This is a genomic window from Mesorhizobium sp. M7A.F.Ca.MR.362.00.0.0 (assembly GCF_004023175.1).
In the GTDB taxonomy this organism is placed as follows: Bacteria; Pseudomonadota; Alphaproteobacteria; order Rhizobiales; family Rhizobiaceae; genus Mesorhizobium.
The window spans coordinates 1-1,233 of record NZ_RZTF01000198.1 but is presented as its reverse complement, the minus strand read 5'-3'; the positions used below and the strand labels follow the sequence as shown (position 1 = coordinate 1,233).

The following is a 1,233-nucleotide window of genomic DNA, read 5'->3' as shown; positions in this document are numbered from 1 at the left end:
CCCGTAGGGCGAGACGAAGCTTTCCTCGTCCTGCGCCCCGCCCGGCGCAAAATTGGTGAATGCGCTGAGTACGCCGCCGGTCAGGGCGAGTTCCCAGGTGACGCCACGCAACGCACGATCGATCCGGCCGAGGAGGCGAACAGCTTCCTGCTGCTCACCCGCGGTCAGACCACCGACTTCGATGCCGTACTGCACCTGCCGCCGGGCCAATTCATAGGAGCCGACATGATAGTACAACCGGCTGGCGGCAAGCCGGGCGCGCGCATCGCGGGGGTATTGGATCAGATACTGCTCGATTGAGGAGATCGCCTGATCGTATTGGCCCGCGTTGACCGCAACCGTGACGAATTGGGCGAGCGTTCCATTGTCGGCCGGACTGGCGATGCGGGCCGAAAACGCATCGTCATAGGCCGTAAAAAGACCTTGTGCGCCGGCCGGCAATACCCCGCTAAAAAGCAGCGCTGCGGCGAAGCCGAAAATCGTGCGAGACGAAGATTGCATGCCGAGAACCCACCCCGACCGGACTAGTGCGAAGGAATCGCATGACTACAAGAAAAAAGGCGACTGAACTGCCACCAGATCACGCGAGCCTCAGCAGCTGTTGCAGCTGCGCAACAAGCTAACAGGCTTATTCCTATTTTTGGCTGCGCTGGTCGCAAAAACGTCTGCTTGGAGTTGCTGGACGTAATTGAAGGATTCGGCACCAGTAGCAAACAACCAGATCCTGAGTGGCGGATCGCAAACCGACGAGGTTAATATTGCTTGCGCGATTCTGCGCGTGTTCTGGTCACTGAATAGGCTTCAAGGTCATCCACGGCCTATCCAAAGGTCTTCCGGCGCGTTGCGCAAGGGGTCAGAGAGCTGCCGGAGGGTGCTTCTCACGATGCGTGCGCGATGCGGCCTGGCTCTCGCAATTCGCTGAACGCGACGAGATCAGCTTGTTGCCCCAATTTCCCAGGAACGTACCTCGCTACAGCACGAGTATGGTGGCCAGCCCCAGCATCAGGCCCATGCCTACAATATCGGTCAAGGTGGTGAGGAAGATCGCCGAAGCGACCGCCGGGTCGGCGCCGACCCGGCGCAGGCCCAACGGGATCAGCACGCCGGAGATTCCAGACATGAGGCACGATCCGGACATGGCAAGCAGGATCACAAGTGCTAACATGGGCGCTTGGGCCGCCGACTCCGGTTGCCTCGAGGCGTAGAACCACGTCGCCGCAGCCGCAAGAAGGC

Annotated in this window: 2 protein-coding genes; both read right to left on the bottom strand. The window is 60.5% G+C overall.

Annotated elements, in window-relative coordinates:
- Positions 1-441, bottom strand: a 441-nt coding sequence (locus tag EOC06_RS22115) for a M48 family metallopeptidase (protein WP_206631229.1), incomplete at its 3' end; no start/stop codon positions are given.
- Between the two features lie 529 nt (positions 442-970).
- On the bottom strand, positions 971-1,233 hold a 263-nt coding region (locus tag EOC06_RS22110), incomplete at its 5' end, for a magnesium transporter (protein WP_206631228.1).